This window comes from Rhodospirillales bacterium (genome assembly GCA_016699855.1).
Lineage (GTDB): Bacteria > Pseudomonadota > Alphaproteobacteria > Reyranellales > Reyranellaceae.
Window position 1 is genome coordinate 3,772,920 of the sequence record CP064988.1, and the last position, 15,585, is coordinate 3,788,504.

At 71.6% G+C, this 15,585-nt stretch carries 16 protein-coding genes; 11 read left to right on the forward strand and 5 right to left on the reverse strand.

Annotation, left to right across the window (positions count from 1 at the left end; translation table 11 throughout):
• Positions 1-8: 8 nt before the first annotated feature.
• The 3 genes from IPK81_17775 to IPK81_17785 are packed head-to-tail and all read left to right on the forward strand — an operon-like array spanning position 9 to position 2,880.
• Positions 9-2,027, forward strand: coding sequence for a fused MFS/spermidine synthase (locus IPK81_17775; protein ID QQS11413.1), 2,019 nt, complete (start codon positions 9-11; stop codon positions 2,025-2,027).
• 53 nt (positions 2,028-2,080) lie between these two features.
• A complete protein-coding gene (locus IPK81_17780; protein ID QQS11414.1) occupies positions 2,081-2,527 on the forward strand; it encodes a hypothetical protein in 447 nt (148 codons plus the stop codon).
• Positions 2,527-2,880, forward strand: coding sequence for a hypothetical protein (locus IPK81_17785; GenBank protein ID QQS11415.1), 354 nt, complete (start codon positions 2,527-2,529; stop codon positions 2,878-2,880). The genes IPK81_17780 and IPK81_17785 overlap by 1 nt, the downstream gene beginning before the upstream one ends.
• A gap of 9 nt (positions 2,881-2,889) precedes the next feature.
• On the opposite strand, the gene IPK81_17790 is transcribed toward IPK81_17785, so the two are convergent.
• Both IPK81_17790 and IPK81_17795 read right to left on the reverse strand, forming a co-directional pair.
• Positions 2,890-4,587, reverse strand: coding sequence for a thiamine pyrophosphate-binding protein (locus IPK81_17790; protein ID QQS11416.1), 1,698 nt, complete (start codon positions 4,585-4,587; stop codon positions 2,890-2,892).
• Positions 4,588-4,661: 74 nt separating this feature from the next.
• Positions 4,662-4,976 carry an NIPSNAP family protein gene (locus tag IPK81_17795; GenBank protein QQS11417.1) on the reverse strand — a complete coding sequence of 105 codons (315 nt, stop codon included), beginning with the start codon at positions 4,974-4,976 and terminating at the stop codon, positions 4,662-4,664.
• Positions 4,977-5,312: 336 nt separating this feature from the next.
• Here IPK81_17795 and IPK81_17800 point away from each other — a divergent pair, with 336 nt between their 5' ends.
• From IPK81_17800 to IPK81_17810, 3 genes are all read left to right on the forward strand, one after another.
• Entirely contained in the window at positions 5,313-6,056 is a 744-nt protein-coding gene (locus IPK81_17800; protein QQS11418.1) for an RNA-binding protein, read from the forward strand.
• A 170-nt stretch (positions 6,057-6,226) separates the two neighbouring features.
• Positions 6,227-7,447 (forward strand): threonine synthase, encoded by a 1,221-nt coding sequence (locus tag IPK81_17805; protein ID QQS11419.1) that lies wholly within the window; start codon positions 6,227-6,229, stop codon positions 7,445-7,447.
• Between the two features lie 110 nt (positions 7,448-7,557).
• Positions 7,558-8,283: a DUF1194 domain-containing protein gene (locus IPK81_17810; GenBank protein ID QQS11420.1), complete on the forward strand. Its 726-nt coding sequence runs from the start codon at positions 7,558-7,560 to the stop codon at positions 8,281-8,283.
• Here the strand turns inward: IPK81_17810 and IPK81_17815 are convergent.
• Positions 8,270-9,688, reverse strand: a complete 1,419-nt coding sequence (locus IPK81_17815) for a hypothetical protein (protein QQS11421.1) — start codon at positions 9,686-9,688, stop codon at positions 8,270-8,272. The genes IPK81_17810 and IPK81_17815 overlap by 14 nt on opposite strands.
• A gap of 134 nt (positions 9,689-9,822) precedes the next feature.
• Between IPK81_17815 and IPK81_17820 the strand changes: the two genes are divergently transcribed.
• From IPK81_17820 to IPK81_17840, 5 genes are all read left to right on the forward strand, one after another.
• Positions 9,823-10,560, forward strand: coding sequence for an aldolase (locus tag IPK81_17820; protein ID QQS11422.1), 738 nt, complete (start codon positions 9,823-9,825; stop codon positions 10,558-10,560).
• 84 nt (positions 10,561-10,644) lie between these two features.
• Entirely contained in the window at positions 10,645-11,190 is a 546-nt protein-coding gene (locus tag IPK81_17825; protein QQS11423.1) for a hypothetical protein, read from the forward strand.
• A gap of 71 nt (positions 11,191-11,261) precedes the next feature.
• Positions 11,262-11,819, forward strand: coding sequence for a carboxymuconolactone decarboxylase family protein (locus IPK81_17830; protein ID QQS11424.1), 558 nt, complete (start codon positions 11,262-11,264; stop codon positions 11,817-11,819).
• Between the two features lie 73 nt (positions 11,820-11,892).
• Complete coding sequence (locus IPK81_17835) at positions 11,893-13,134, forward strand: DUF3419 family protein (protein QQS11425.1); 1,242 nt, start codon at positions 11,893-11,895, stop codon at positions 13,132-13,134.
• Between the two features lie 32 nt (positions 13,135-13,166).
• Positions 13,167-13,802, forward strand: coding sequence for a class I SAM-dependent methyltransferase (locus IPK81_17840; protein QQS15163.1), 636 nt, complete (start codon positions 13,167-13,169; stop codon positions 13,800-13,802).
• Positions 13,803-13,823: 21 nt separating this feature from the next.
• Here the strand turns inward: IPK81_17840 and IPK81_17845 are convergent, their stop codons facing one another.
• Together IPK81_17845 and IPK81_17850 are read right to left on the reverse strand one after the other, a co-directional pair.
• Positions 13,824-14,600: a cyclase family protein gene (locus IPK81_17845; GenBank protein QQS11426.1), complete on the reverse strand. Its 777-nt coding sequence runs from the start codon at positions 14,598-14,600 to the stop codon at positions 13,824-13,826.
• A gap of 86 nt (positions 14,601-14,686) precedes the next feature.
• Positions 14,687-15,550 carry an EamA family transporter gene (locus tag IPK81_17850; GenBank protein QQS15164.1) on the reverse strand — a complete coding sequence of 288 codons (864 nt, stop codon included), beginning with the start codon at positions 15,548-15,550 and terminating at the stop codon, positions 14,687-14,689.
• Positions 15,551-15,585: the final 35 nt, after the last annotated feature.

The window sequence follows — 15,585 nt, forward strand, 5'->3', positions numbered from 1 at the left end:
GGAGTTGGATGGCGCTGGCGGCGGTGGCGGTGTTTCTCGGCGCCTTCCTGTTGTTCCTGGTGCAGCCGCTGATCGGCCGCATCGTCGTGCCGTGGTTCGGCGGCGGCGCGCCGGTGTGGACCGCGAGCCTGGTGTTCTTCCAGGTCGCGCTGCTGGCCGGCTACGCCTACGCCGCCTTCGTCGGCCGCCGCCTCTCGCCGCGGGCGCAGGCCGTCGCCCATGTCGCGCTGGTGGCCGCGAGCCTGCTCGCGCTGCCGCTCACGCCCGATCCCGGCTGGAAGCCGGACGAGGGCGCGTCGCCGGTGCCGCGGCTTCTGGCGCTGATGGCTCTGAGCGTCGGCGGCCCCTACATGCTGCTGGCCGCCGGCGGACCGCTGCTGCAGGCGTGGCTGGCGCGCGCGGGACATACGCCGTGGCGGTTGTTCGCGCTGTCGAACCTCGCCTCGCTGGCGGCGCTCGTCGCCTATCCCTTCGTCGTCGAACCGTGGCTCACCATCACGACGCAACGTTGGTTGTGGTCCGGCGGCTACGCCCTCTACGCCGCGCTGATCGCCGCGCTGGCGTGGCGCATGTCGACCGTGCCGGCCGCCGCCGAGGCGCCGGCCGCCGCCGAGCCGACGGCGGCGCCTGAGGAACCGGTGGAGCGGGGTGGTCCGGCGCTGTGGATCCTTCTGGCGGCTGTACCGTCGGCGCTGCTGCTGGCGGTGACCGAGTACCTGACGCGCGACGTGGCGCCGATGCCGTTGCTGTGGATCCCGCCGCTGGCCTTGTACCTCGCGACGTTCGTCATCTGGTTCGACGGCAACCTGCCGTACCACCGCCCGTCATGGCTCGCGGCGGCGGCGCTGGCGGTCGTGGCGATGGCGATGGCGATGACGACGCCGGCGCTGGCGTTCAAATTGGTGCCGAACCTGCTGGTGTTCGGCGTCGGGTTGTTCCTCGTGACGCTGTTCTGCCACGGCGAGCTGGTGGCGGTGCGGCCGGCCCCGTCGCGGCTCGGCGGCTACTACCTTTGCATCGCCGTCGGCGGTGCGATCGGCGGCGTGGCCGTCGGTCTGGCGTTCCCCGTGATTCTGTCCAACACCTACGACCTCGAGATCGCGCTCGGCGCGGCGGGCGTCGTGGTCGCCGTGCGCGCCGCCGCGCTGTGGCCGCGCTGGCTCGCGCTGGGCGGCTACGCCGCCGGCGTCGCGGCGCTCGCCATGGCGGGCTGGGCCGGCTGGTACCGCTACGACGCGTCGCGGACCGAGGTGTCGGTGACGCGCAATTTCTACGGCACGCTGCACGTCATGGAGGGCAACAAGGGGGAGCGCGAGCACTACGTCCAGCTGGCGCACGGCGGCATCGTGCACGGATTCCAGATGATGGCGCCGGACCGCCGGCGCACGGCGGTCGGCTACTACCGCTCGACCTCCGGCGTCGGCCTCGCGCTGCGCGCCCTGCCGGACGGCCCGCGCAAGGTCGGCATCGTCGGCCTCGGCACCGGCGGCATCGCCGCGCACAGCCGCGCCGGCGACGTCTACCGCTTCTACGACATCGATCCCGGCGTCGTGGCGGTGGCGCGCAAGCACTTCACCTACCTCTCGGACTCGCCGGCGCGGATCGACATCGTGCTGGGCGACGCGCGGCTGCGGCTGGAGCGCGAGGCGCCTCAGGCGTACGATCTGCTGGCCGTCGACGCCTTCACCGGCGACGCCATTCCGCTGCATCTCCTGACCCTCGAGGCGATCGACGTCTACCTGCGGCACGTCAAGCCGGACGGCGTCCTGGCGATCCACGTCAGCAACAAGTTCCTGCGGCTACCGCCGGTGCTGGAGATCGCCGCCCGCGCGCGCGGGCTGCGCATCGTGCTGTCGCGCGACACCGACGACCAGAACGCCGTCGTCAGCGACTGGGTCCTCATGGCGCGCGATGGCGCGCCGCTCGGCTCCGAGGCGCTGAAGCGGTCGCTCGTGGAGATCGACGCCCGGCCGGAATGGCGGCCGTGGACCGACGATTACGTCGATCTGCTGCGCGCGCTGAAATAAGCCACGCCGGGCACTGGCGCGTCCGGGGTCGGGCGCCCTATGTATCGCCGATGATGCCGCCGCGATTCGCCGTCACGCCCCTGATCGTCGAGGGGATGCGGGTGACCCTCGCCAACCTGCGCCTGGCGCTCGATCTCGCGCTGGTGCCGACCCTCGTCAGCGTCGCCATCACCTTCGTCGGTCGCGCGCTGGCCGGCGAGCGGCTGGAGATGGTGGAGGCGCTCGCGATCCGCACCGTCGATGTCGTTCCGTCGGCGATGTTCGCCATCGCCTGGTACCGCTTCGTCCTGCTCGGCCCTGCGGCGGCCGCGCCGGGCGCCTCGCTGGGGCGGCGGGAACGCGGCTACCTCTTCCAGCTCGTCGCCATCGCGGCGATCCCGATCGCGCTCGAGGCCATTTTCCTCGCGATCGCGCCGTGGCCGCTGCCCCGGGACGCCGAATCCATGCCGCCGGGCATGGGGCGGCCGCGGCGCTCGGTCTCGGCGCCACGGTCACCCTGATGATCGCGGTGCGCCTGAGCTTCGGGCTCGTGGCGCCGGCGCTCGACTTGGCGTGGGCGCCTCGCCTGGCGTGGCGCTACGGCGCCGGCAACGGATGGGCGATCCTCGGCGCGCTGATCCTGACCCTGCTCGGCCTGGGCATGGGCAAGACGCTCGTCAACGGCGTGGTCGAGCGGCTCGCGACGGCGGTGTTCGACGCGCCGTTGAGCCTCGGGCCGCTGCTGGTCGTCGAGCTGGTCCAGGAGACCGTCGCTTACCTGACATGGGCGCCGGCGCTGGCGCTTCAGGCCTTCATCTTCCGCGACCTGACCGGCTTCAAGCCCGGCCACCCCCTGCGCCAGCCGCCGGTCTGATCGCGGCGGTCAACGCGTCGCGGCGTCGGCCTCGAGCTTCGACAGCGTGACGCGCGACGTGATCTGCTCCAGCGACGTCTTCACGTGGATGATCGAGGCGGTGTTCGACGCCAGGCAGCGCTCGAACGCCGGCGCGAACTCCGCCGTCCGCACGACCGTCTCGCCGTGGCCGCCGAAGGCGCGCGCGTAGGCGGCGAAATCCGGATTGCGCAGCTCGACGCCGTGGGCGCGGCCGTGGCCGTACTCGCGCGCCTGGTGCATGCGGATCGTGCCGTACTGGCCGTTGTCGACCACGACCACCACCAGATTGGCGCCGAACTGCAGCGCGGTGGCGAACTCCTGGCCGTTCATCAGGAAGCAGCCGTCGCCGGCGAAAGCGACCACCAGGCGGCGCGGCTCGACGATCTTGGCGGCGACCGCAGCCGGCACGCCGTAGCCCATCGCGCCGCTGGTCGGCGCGAGCTGGGTGCGCAGGCCGCGGTACTGGAAGTGCCGGTGGACCCAGCCGGCGTAGTTGCCGGCGCCGTTGGCGACGAGCGCGTCGTCGGGCAGTCGGGCGTTGAGCCACGCGACGATCTCGCCGAGGTCGACGTCGCCCGCCGATCCCGTCGGCTTGATGGTGGCGAGATACTCGGCGTGGGCACGCGGCACGTCGTCGGCCCAGCGCGGCGCGGCGACGGGCGCCATGGCGCGCGCGGCTGCGGCGAAGTTCGCCATGCCGCTGTTGATCATCAATTCGGCCTCGTAGACGCGGCCCAGCTCGTCGGCGCCGCCGTGGACGTGGACCAGAGGCTGCCTCGGCACCGGGATGTCGAACAGCGAGTAGCCGGCGCTGGTGATCTCGCCCAGCCGCGGACCGACCGCGAGCACCAGGTCGGACTCGCGGATGCGTCTCGTGAGCGCAGGGTCGGAGCCCAGGCCGATGTTGCCGATGTAGTTGGGATGGCGATTGTCGATCAGGTCGGCGTTGCGGAACGCCGTCGTCACCGGCAGACGGTTGGCTTCGGCGAAGGCGCGGATGTCGTCGCACGCGGCCTTCGTCCAGCCGCCGCCGCCGAGCATCATCACGGGGCGCTCGGCGCGCTCCAGCATGGCGCGCAGCCGCGCCATGTCGGCCGGCGCCGGCGCCGCGCGCACGGTGGTGAACGGCCGCGCGTCGGCGACCTCGACCTCGTCGGTCAGCATGTCCTCGGGCAGCGCCAGCAGCACGGGACCGGGGCGTCCGGACATCGCGCGGTGGAACGCCTGGCTGACCAGCTCGGGGATGCGGCGCGCGTCCTCGATCTGCGCCGTCCACTTGGTCAGCGGCCCGAACATGCGGCGGTAGTCGATCTCCTGGAACGCCTCGCGCTCCTCCTGCTCGCGCGCCACCTGGCCGACCAGCACCACCATCGGCGTGCTGTCCTGGAAGGCGGTGTGGACGCCGATGCTGGCGTTGGTGGCCCCGGGGCCGCGCGTGACGAAGCAGATTCCCGGCTTGCCGGTGAGCTTGCCGTAGGCGTCGGCCATGTTCGCGGCGCCGCCTTCCTGGCGGCAGGTCACGAACTTGATCGCGTTGCGCGAATCGTAGAGCGCGTTCAGCGCCGCGAGATAGCTCTCGCCGGGCACGCCGAAGATGTGGTCGACGCCGTGGATACGCAGCTGGTCGACCAGCACCTGGCCGCCGGTGCGCTTCACCAGGGTGGACGTCGTCGAAGATGCGGACATGCCGATCGCTCCCGCGCGCCAGCGCGCCTGCTCGAACCGTGTCTGGGGGACCGCGGCGCGGGCGCCGCCGGGCGTCACTTCGCCGTCATGAACGGCGCCGGCACCACGAGCTTGTTGTTCATGGTCTTGAAGATGCCGGCGGTCTTCGCGAGGTACGCCTGCCATGCCGGATCGGCCTGCATCGCGGCGCGCCTGCGGGCGCGGTCGGCGACGTCCTCGTAGGCCCAGATATGGACGATCTCGTTGACGTTGCCGACCTCGGTGGTGAACCACGCGAACGGCTTGCCGCGATGCCGCGTCTGCACCGGATAGCCCTCGTTCTGGTAGAGGGCGAGGAAGTCCTTGAGTTTGCCGGGGTGCAACTCGTAGGTGCGGTGGTCGAAAATCATCCATGCCCCCAAAGGGTTAGCCGCGTCGCGGGCGCGTCGCCATCACGTCGCATCGTGCCCCGGCACGCTCGCGCCCGCAAGCGCATGCCAGTGGTGCGCTTCTTCGGCACGGGCCTGTGGACATTCCGCCTCGCGGCCCCCATACTTACAGCGACCGCTCGGGTATCGGAATGTCAGGTTCCTTTCCCGCCGGTAGTGTAGTCGGATGCGAGCGCGGACGTCTTTCGCACGAGATCAGGGTCAGACGCGTAGTCACGTTCCAGGCCGTCAGACGGCACTGGCTTCCACCGCCGCAGCCGAGGTTTTTCCCCCACCAGTCAATAGAGTCTAGCAGGAATGAGCCGTAAACTTTTCGTGGGCAATCTGCCCTACAACTGCACGAACGAAGATCTGAACGCGCATTTCTCGCCGTACGGCGAGGTCGCTTCCGCCAAGATCATCATGGATCGCGAATCCGGGCGTAGCCGCGGTTTCGCGTTCGTCGAAATGGCCACCGACGAAGCCGGTCTCGCCGCAATGAAGGCGCTGGACGGTTCGCAGTTCGGTGGCCGCGCGCTGGCGGTGCGCGAGGCGGTCGAGCGGCAAGCCGGCGGCGGCGGCGGTGGCGGCGGTTTCAACCGCGGCCCGCGTTCGTTTGGCGGCGGCGGTGATGGCGGCGGTGGTGGTGGTTATCGCGGCGGCGGCGGTGGCGGTGGATACCGCGGCGGCGGCGGCGGCGGCGGTTGCGGCCGGGCGCCGCGCAGCCCATATGGACGCGGTGACGGCGGCGGCGGCGGCGGCGGTGGCGGCGGCTATGGCGGCGGCGGCGGTGGTTACGGCGGCGGCGGTGGCGGTTTCGACCGCGGCGGCGGCGGTGGCTTCGACCGCGGTGGCGGTGGCGGCGGCGGCTATCGTGGCGGCGGCGGCGCTCCCGGCGGCGGCGGCGGCGGCTATGGTCGCCCGCCGGGCGGTGGTTTCGATCGTGGCGGCCCGCCTCCGGGCGGCGGTTTCGATTCGGGTGTCGGCGAACCACGGCGGCGCAGCGGTCCGCCGGACCGCGACCGGCGGCGCGAACACGACGACGACGGCGACGACCAGTAGACCTCCGGTCAGCCCGGAACGTTCCGAGGAACCCCGGCCATCGCGCCGGGGTTTTTCTTTGCCGGCGCCGGCCGTCCGGGCGACGGTCGCGCGCTTCCGTCGCCGGGGCGCCCCGGCTAGTGTCGTGCCGCGCCGGCGTGTCGCCGTCCGCAGCATCCGAGGACGCGCCGATGACCGCGCAGTTTCCGTATTTCGTGACGACGCTGGAATGCGGAATGACCGGCGCGCCGCTGCCGACCGGCGTGCTGCACAACCTCTCGCCGGCCGGCTATCCCATCGTCGTGCGCTACGACCTCGCGGGCGTGAAGGCCGCCGTGACCAAGGATGCGCTGCGCGACCGGCCGCAGGACATGTGGCGATTCCGCGAGCTGCTGCCGGTCCGACGGAGCGAGAACGTCGTGACGCTGGGCGAGGTCTGGACGCCGTTGGTGCCGCTGCCGGCGCTGGCGCGCAAACTCGGTGGCGGCGAGATTCTGGTGAAGGACGAGGGCCGGCTGCCGACGGGGTCGTTCAAGACGCGCGGGCTGGCGATGGCGGTCAGCATGGCGAAGGAGCTCGGCGTGCGGAAGATCGCGATGCCGACGAACGGCAACGCCGGCGCCGCGCTCGCCGCCTACGCCACGCGCGCCGGCATCGAGAGCATCGTGCTCTGCCCCGACGACACGCCGGTCATCAACATGGCCGAGACCGAGCTGCAGGGCGCGCGGCTCTACCGGGTGAACGGTCTGATCAACGACTGCGGCAAGATCGTCGGCGCCGGCAAGGCGGCCGGCGGCTGGTTCGATTTCTCGACCCTGAAGGAGCCCTACCGGATCGAGGGCAAGAAGACGATGGGGCTCGAGCTGGCGGAGCAGCTCGGCTGGGACGTGCCCGACGTGATCCTGTATCCCACAGGCGGCGGCACAGGCCTGATCGGCATGTGGAAGGCGTTCAACGAGCTGGAGGCGATGGGCTGGATCAAGCGCAAACCTCGCATGGTCGCCGTCCAGGCCACCGGTTGCATGCCGATCGTCAAGGCCTACGAGAGCAACGCGCGGCACGCCGAGCTGTTCGTGAACGCGCGCACGGTGGCGGCCGGCATCCGCGTGCCGGTGGCGATCGGCGACTTCCTGATCCTCGACGCGGTGCGCGATTCCGGCGGCTTCGCGATCGCCGTGGACGACGGGGCGATCGAGGCGGCCCGGGTCGAGGTCGGAAAGACGGAGGGCCTGCTGCTCTGTCCCGAGGGCGCCGCCACATACGCGGCCTACGTCAAGGCTCTGGGCGACGGCCGCATCCGTCGCGACGAGCGGGCGATGCTCTTCAACTGCGCCATCGGCCTGAAATACGCCATGCCCGAGCCGACGGCGCGGCTCGACAAGGACGGACCGATCGACTACGCGCGGCTGTAGCGCGTGCCGCGGCACCGCGGCGCCAAATCTCTTTTCAACGCCGTCGAACAGGCGGACGATGCCCCGTCGGCCGGCTCCAGGGAATCCAGCCGGCTCCCGGGGAGGCGCGCATGCGGCGTCGTGATCTGCTCGTCGGCACCGCCGCGACCGCGGTCGCGCCGGGCGTCGCCGTGGCCGACGAGGCGGTCGAGGTCGACATGCGCCTCGTCCTCGCGGTCGATGTCTCGCGCAGCGTCGACGCCGACGAGTACGCGCTGCAGAAGGACGGCTACGCCCGCGCTTTCACCGATCCCCGCATCGTCGACGCCATCTCGTCCGGGCCGCTGCGGCGGATCGGCGTCTGCTACGTCGAATGGGCCGGCGCCCAGATGCAACGCACGCCGCTCGACTGGACGCTGGCGGATGGGCCCAAGGCCTGCGCCGAAATCGCGGCCCGCATCGCCGCGCTTCCCTACGACGCCCATCGGTGGACCGGCGTCGGCGCCGCGATGCTCTACGCCGCGGCCCGTCTCGAGGCGTCGCCGTTCCGGTCGAAGCGCATGGTGATCGACGTCTCCGGCGACGGCCGCAACAACAACGGTCCGGCCGCCGATCTCGTCCGCGACCAGCTCGTGGCGCGCGGTATCACGATCAACGGCCTGCCGATCATGGGCGACGCGCCGAATTTCGGCAGCCCGCCGGACCGCGACCTCGACCGCTGGTACGAGGAGAACGTGATCGGCGGACCGGGCGCCTTCGTGATCGCGGCCCAGGGCTTCGGCGACTTCGCGCGCGCCGTGCGCCAGAAGCTGACCCGGGAGATCTCCGCGCTTCCCGCCGGCCTCAGCCACGCATGATGGCGGCCAGCCGCTCGAGCGGCCGGCGGTCGCGCAGGAGGGCCAGCGGCATGGCGAAATGGCCGGGCCCGAGGTCGAACATGTTTCCAGCCGGCAGGCGCCAGCGCGCGGTGAGCTCCTTGCCGGTGGCGTAGGGCAGCAGCGCGTCGCCAGTGCCGAGCACGGAGACGATCCGCTCCGGCGCGATCGACGGCGCCGTGCCGGGGTTGGCCAGCGGCGCCACGCGCGCCAGCGCCGCGGCGTCCCATCCCGCCGCCGCCAGCCGGCGGTCGAGGCCGAGCGCGCGCACCAGGCTGCCGCGCGACACGACCTCCTCCATCCGCGCGGAATGGCTCACCAGAAGGATCGCGTCCGGCCGCGCCGCCGCCGGCCAGCCGCCGCAATAGGTGGCGATCTGCTGCGCGACGAACGACGTCATCGAGATGCCGCCGACCGCGACCGGCCCGCCATACGCCGCGCGGCACCACGCGACCACCGCCGCCGTCTCGCGCGTCTGCGCGGCGATCAGGTCGAGCGCGCCGAGCGGCGCGGTGGCGAAGAACGGCTCGCCGCCGTAACGGTCGGGCGCGGCGCGCAGGCCGTGGTAGGGCGACACCATCTCGACCACGCGGAAGCCGGCCGACGAGAGCACGGCGCTGCCGTCGATCGCGCGCACCATCAGGTCGCTTTCGACGCACAGCCCGCTGCCCGATACGATGGTCGGGACACCGGCCATGTCGAGCGGCTCGACGATGCGGGCGTAGGCGGTTTCCGAGCCCGGGGTCCGTTCGAGTTCGCGCGCCGGCGAGCGGAAGCGCAGCCACGTTTCCCGCAATCCGTCGCGCTCGAACGACGCCGACCGCGCGATCGACGGCGCCACGTCGCCGGCCGCGAACAGGTCGGCTGGCCGGTCGAGATACGCGCCATAGATCGCGTCGACCGCGTCGGGCGACGGCAGGTCCCAGCGCGCCAGCGGCACGCGCAAAGCCTGCCGGACCGACCATAACGGACCGCGGGTCGCCAGATGGGCGGTCGCCGCCACGCGCCGCCGGAGATCGAGCGCGGCCAATGCCGCGGATGAGGGCGGGGAATCGCCGAACGCCGCGTCCTCCCACGCCATGCGCGCCGCCGCCGCCCGGGTGCGTGCGCGCTCGTGGCGCGCCAGGACACCCGTGATGAGTCGGCTCGGGGTGCGCGTGAACCGCAATTCGGCGCCGGACGCATCGATGAACCGGTCGGCGTCGCCTTCGGCGGCGTTGGCCGCGGCCCAGAGCCGGGATAACGGAAAGTACCAGCGGCGCAACGCCGCCAGACCGACCGGATCGATCCACGGGCGCGCGATGACCGCGCCGACGGGCGATCGCGCCGCACGGGTCAGCCAGCCGCTGGCGTTTCTTGCGCCGAGGGAACTCAGGATGGCCGTCATCTGCCCTCGCACGTTCCGGCGGCATCACTGATCGTCAACATGCGGCAGTTGGTGGCCATATCCTCATTTTCAAGAGGATATCGCCGCCGCATCTTCGATTATACTGGATCCTGACGCCCCCGCCGGAGACCCAGATGCCGACCCTCGATCCCGTCGCCCAAGCCCGCACCGATCTCGCCGCCGCGCTCCGCTGGGCGGCGCGCCATGGGCTGAACGAGGGCGTCTGCAACCATTTCAGCATGGTCGTGCCCGGCCGCGAGGACGCGTTCCTGATCAACCCGCAGGGGCTGCACTGGTCCGAGATCACGCCCGCCGACATCGTGATGACCGACGTGTCGGGACAGATCATCGAGGGCCGCCACCCGGTCGAACCGACAGCGTTCTACATCCACGGACGCGTCCATCTCGGCAACCCGAAGGCCAAGGTCGTGCTGCACACGCACATGCCCTACGCGACGGCGCTCACGACCCTGTCGGCTGGCCGCCTGGAGATGTGCACGCAGAACGCGTTCCGCTACTTCGGCCGGATCGCCTACGACGAATCCTACAACGGCCTCGTCCTCGACAACGACGAGGGCGACCGCATCTGCCGAGCGATGGGCGACAAGCCGGTGATGTTCCTGCGCAACCACGGCATCATCGTCGCCGGCGAGACCGTCGCGATGGCGTACGACGAGCTCTACTACCTCGAGCGCGCCGCCATGGTGCAGGTGCTGGCGATGCAGACCGGCCGTCCGCTGGAGATCGTGCCGACCCAGGTCGTCGAGCGCACCGTCCGCCAGATGGCGGGCGAGAGCCAGCAGGCGTTCCTGCATTTCGAGGCCCTCAAGCGCATGCTCGACCGCGACGAGGCGGGCTGGCGCGAGGGCTGAGCGCGCGCCGGCGCTTGATCCGCCGCAAGGCGGGCCGCGCCGGGAGCGGGCATCCACGACGACGCCGCCAAAGGGGACGACCGCATGCGCCAGCTCGCCGCCGCCATCACCGGACTTTGCCTATGCCTCGTGCCGCCCGCCGCCATGGCGCAGACGGCGCAGTCCTTCGAGATCCAGGCCAAGCGGCCGTTGCCGAAGGGCAAGTACGCCGTCGCGCTTGAGGTCGATAGCGAACTCGGACGCGAGCTACGCCGCGCCGTCATGGACCGCCTCGCCGCGCGCGGCAACGAGGTCGGGTTCAGCGGCGGCCATGTCATGCGTCTGAGGGTCGATCTGAGCCGCGGTTTCGTGTCCGGCCCCGGCGCCCCACCTCCGGGCGGCGGTGGCGGTCTGCCGCCGATACCGGACCGGCCGGCGGGTGATCTGCGCACCCGGCCCGACTCGGCCACGGAGACGCTGAGGCTGACGCTGACGATGGCCGAGGCGGGCACCGGCGAAGTGCTGTGGGTGGCCTACGCCTCCTGCGCGTTCGGCGGCGGCCGCGCGCTGGACGCGGGCCGGAGCATGATCGGCGCGATCTTCGCCAGTCCCGACCGCTCGCGCCGCGGCGAGGCCGATTGTCCGCTATGACGCCGGCGTAGGTCGACAGACGCCGCCGCGGCGCGCGATAAATCCGCCTCCATGTGGAGGAGACAAACGGAATGACCGCCCCGACCCGCCTCGCGCCGCTCGACATCGCCAAGCTGACGCCCGACCAGCGCAAGGTCGCCGACGCCATCATCGGCGGCCCGCGCGGCGGCCTGCGCGGGCCGTTCGAGCCGTGGCTGCGTAGTCCCGATCTCGCCGACCGGGCGCAGAAGCTCGGCGAGTACTGCCGCTTCAACAACTCGCTGCCCAAGGATCTGAGCGAGCTGGGCATCCTGCTGGTCGGCCGGCACTTCAAGGCGCAGTTCGAGTTCTACGCGCACGCGCGGCTGGCCAGGGAGGCCGGTCTCGCCGAGGACGTCGTCGAGGCCGTGCGCACCTGGCGCACGCCGCCGTTCAAGCGCGATGTCGAGAGCGTCGTCTACGATTTCGTGCTCGAGTACCTCAACACCAACCGCGTGTCGGAGCCGAACTTCAAGCGCGCCATCGCCGCGTTCGGCGAGCGCGGCGTGGTCGATCTGGTCGGCGTCTGCGGCTACTACATGCTGGTGTCGATGACGCTCAACGTCTTCCAGATCAACGTGCCGCCGGGCGAGCCGGAGCCGCTGGCTTGACGGCGGCGCCCTTTCGTCATCGGACCGAAACGGTGCGCTGCTAGCCTCTCCGCGCGAGCCGCGGAGGATGTGGATGGTGGCGGGTGTGTCGGCGGCGGGACCGGATCGGCTGCGCGAGGCGATCCGGCGCAACGCGACGTGGTCGGTCGACGGCGCGCTTGAGCGGTTGTTCGCGTGGATGTTCAGCGGCCTCGTCTACCCGCAGATCTGGGAGGATCCCGAGATCGATCTCGAGGCGCTCGAGATCAAACCGGGCCATCACGTCGTCGCCATCGCCTCCGGCGGCTGCAACCTGATGTCGTATCTGACGGCCGATCCCGCGAGGATCACCGCGGTCGATCTAAACCGCGCCCACGTCGCGCTCGCGCGGCTCAAGCTGGCGGCCGCGCGCCATCTGCCGGATTGGCCGTCGTTCTTCCGCTTCTTCGGCGCCGCCGACCGCGCGTCGAACGTCGGCGCTTACGCGGCGCTCCTGGCGCCGCACCTGGACGCCGACACGCGAGCGTACTGGGAGGGGCGTGGAGCGCTGGGACTGGGGCGCCGGCGCATCTCGTCCTTCGCGAGGGGCTTCTACCGCCACGGCCTGCTGGGCCGCTTCATCGCGGTCGGGCACGCGGTCGCGCGCGTCTACGGCGTCGATCCGCGTGACGCGCTGCGGGCGCGGTCGATGGCGGAGCAACGGCGGTACTTCGACACCGCGCTGGCGCCGCTGTTCGACAAGCGGCTGATCCGGTGGGCGACCGGTAGACGTATCTCGCTCTACGGCCTCGGCATCCCCCCAGCCCAGTACGCGGCACTCGCATCCGCTGGCGGCGGGGACGTCGCCGCCGTGCTGCGGGGTCGGCTCGAACGGCTCGCGTGCGGCTTCAGTCTCGATTCGAACTATTTCGCATGGCAGGCGTTCGGGCGTCGCTACGCCGCCGACGGCGACGGGCCGTTGCCCCCCTACTTGCGCCGCGAGAACTTCGACGCGGTCCGCGCCCGCGCCGACCGCGTCGACGTTTCGAACGAATCGTTGACGGAGCATCTCGCTCGTCGTCCGGCGGCGTCGTTCGACCGCTACGTGCTGCTCGACGCGCAGGATTGGATGACCGACGGCCAGCTCGACGCGCTCTGGCGCGAGATCACGCGGACCGCGCGGTCCGGCGCGCGGGTGGTGTTCCGCACGGCCGCCGAGCCGACGCTGCTGCCGGGGCGCCTCGATCCCGCGATCCTGGCGCGGTGGCGCTACCACGCCGAGCGGTCGCGCGACCTCGGCGGGCGGGACCGCTCGGCGATATACGGCGGTGTTCATCTGTACGAACGCGCGGCGTGAGCGGACGGGTGACGATCGCGGCCGACGCCTTGATGGACCGGCTGTACCGGCGTCAGAGGCACGTCTACGACGCGACGCGGAAGTACTACCTTCTCGGCCGCGACCGGACGATCGCCGGACTGCGGCCGCGCGACGGCGACATGATGCTCGAGCTCGCCTGCGGCACTGGACGCAATCTGATAGCCGCCGCGCGGCGCTATCCGCGGGCGCGGCTTTTCGGACTAGATCTGTCGCGCGAGATGCTGGCGACGGCGGCCGCGCGGATCGCGGACCGCGGCCTCGCCACCCGCGTGCGCGTAGCCCAAGCCGACGCCACGGCGTTCGATCCGCGCCGATTGTTCGGCCAGCCAAAGTTCGACCGAATCCTCATCTCCTACAGCCTGTCGATGATTCCGGTTTGGGACGACGCGCTGGCCGCGGCCGCCGACCACCTCGCGCCCGGCGGCGAGCTCCATATCGTCGACTTCGGTCGCCAGGATCGATTGCCTGCCTGGTTCCGGGCGGCGTTGTGGCGCTGGTTGGCGCTGTTCCACGTCGCACCGCGCGACGATCTCGACGCCGCGCTGGCGGCGGTGGCGATGGCGACCGGCGGCACCATCCATTGCGAGCGGCCATATCGCGGCTACGCCCAGCGCCTGGTCCTGCGGCTGCCGCGGCCGGCGGGCTGAAGGCGCGGCGGCGGCCGCCCGTCACGAATCGATGATCGCCACGGCGCGCGTCCAGCCGGCCGACGCGCCGCGGATCTTGTGCGGGAAGCACGAGACCATGAACCCGTCCGGCGGCAGCGCCTCGAGATTGTGCAGCTTCTCGATGTGGCAGTAGCCGATGTGGCGGCCGGCCTTGTGGCCCTCCCAGATGATCGAGGGGTCCTTGGTCTCGGCGTAGCGCTGGGCCGTGAAGTAGAAGGGCGCGTCCCAGCTCCACGCGTCCGTGCCTGTCAGGCGCACGCCCTTCTCCAGCAGGTACATCGTGGCGTCGTAGCCCATGCCGCAGCCGGCGTTGACGTAGTCGTTCCGTCCGTAGCGCCCGCCGGCGGCGGTGTTGACGACGACGATCTCCAGCGGCTTGAGCTCGTGGCCGATGCGGGCGAGCTCGCCCTCGACGTCCGCCGCCGTCAGCACGTAGCCGTCGGGCTTGGCGCGGAAGTCGAGTTTCACGCCGGGCTGGAAGCACCACTCCAGCGGCACCTCGTCGATCGTGATGGCGCGCTCGCCCTTGTTCATCGTCGGATGGAAGTGGTAGGGCGCGTCGAGATGGGTGCCGTTGTGCGTGCTGAGCCGCACCGTCTCGACCGCCCAGCCGGCGCCGTCGGGCATGTCCTCCGGCTTCAGACCCGGGAAGAAGCGCGCGATCTGGCCGACCGACTCCTCGTGCTTCGTGTATTCGATCTTCGGGCCGAACGGCACGGGATCGGAGACCACGTCGTTCTCGAGGTAGATCGACAGGTCGATGAAGCGGCGCGGCATGGGCGTCTCCGGCGGGATGCGTCGGCCAGAGCGTGGCAAATCCGCGCCGGCCACGCGAGCGCTTTCCGGCGCGCGAGTGGAGCCGCCTATCCCGCCGGCGCGATCGCCACGATGGCGCAGGCCGCCAGCGCCAGACCGGCGAGCTGGACGGTCCGCAGGCGTTCGCGCAGCACGGCGACGGCCAGCAGCACCGTGCTCGCCGGATACAGCGACGTGAGGGTCGCCACGACGGCGAGGTCGCCGTGGCGGCTGGCGACGAGATACAGCGCGTTGGCGGTGGCATCGAGCAGCCCGGAACCGACCGCCGCCGCCCACAGAGCCGCGTCCGGCGCCGGCGCCCGCCGCCATCGCCCGATCGTCGCGACGGCCGCCACCGCGAACAGCGTCGAGGAGACCGCGCGCCCGGCGACCAGCGGCCACAGCCCCGAGCCGGGGGCGGTGTGCTTGAGCAGAACGTAGAAGACGCCGATTCCGAGTCCGGCGCCGATCGCCAGCGCGAACGCTTTGCGCGCCGCGCCGCCATCGGCGTCCGTCGCCGCGCGGTCGGGTTCGTGGCTGACCAGCGCGACGGCGGCCGCGGCGAGTGCGATGCCGATGGTCGCGACGATCCCGGGATGGCCGGACGTCGCGAACGAGTACAGCACCGGCACCGACAAGGCGCACAGCGCCGTCACCGGCGCCACCACGCTCATCCGGCCGGTCGCGAGCGCCTGGTAGAGGAGGGTGATGCCGACGGCGGTCGACAGGCCGCTGGCGGCGCCCCAGAGAAGGTCGGTCCGCGCGACGGATTCGTACGGTAGCGCCGGCGCCAGGACCGCCAGCGCCAGCAATCCGGCGATCTGGCCGGCGCCAACGACGAACAACGCCGAGGCCCGACGCGTCGCCAGCCCGCCGACGAAATCGCCCGCCCCGTAGACGGCGGCGGCCAGAAGGGCGAGGACGGTGCCGATCACACGCCCGCTCCGGCGGATGGCGCGGCGCGGCG